The sequence below is a fragment of the Martinezella calliandrae genome, from assembly GCF_030272695.1.
GTDB classification, from domain to species: domain Bacteria; phylum Pseudomonadota; class Alphaproteobacteria; order Rhizobiales; family Rhizobiaceae; genus Rhizobium; species Rhizobium calliandrae.
This window is the reverse complement of record NZ_JARFYN010000241.1, coordinates 1-331: the sequence shown is the minus strand read 5'-3', so window position 1 is coordinate 331 and position 331 is coordinate 1. Positions and strand designations below refer to the sequence as shown.

The window sequence follows — 331 nt, the reverse complement described above, 5'->3', positions numbered from 1 at the left end:
CGCGCATAGGCGTCGTCGTCGGGAACGGGCAGCGCCTTGCGGTCGAGCTTGCCGTTCGGTGTCAGCGGCAGGGTATCGAGCCGCACGAAGGCCGACGGCACCATGTAATCCGGCAGTTGCCCGCTGACGTGCGCGCGCAAGGCGCCGGCAAGGTCGGAGCCCTCGGCTCCGTCGGCATGCTCGCTCGCAACCACATAGGCGACAAGGTGCTTGTCGCCGGCGCGGTCCTCGCGCGCCACCACGACGGCCTCGCGCACCAGGGCATTCTCGCAAAGCCGTGCGGCGATCTCGCCCGGCTCGATGCGGAAGCCGCGGATCTTCACCTGCTCGT

Annotated in this window: 1 protein-coding gene; it reads right to left on the bottom strand. The window is 69.8% G+C overall.

What is annotated here, in order from left to right:
- On the bottom strand, positions 1-331 hold a 331-nt coding region (locus tag PY650_RS36930), incomplete at both ends, for an AMP-binding enzyme (protein ID WP_285885061.1).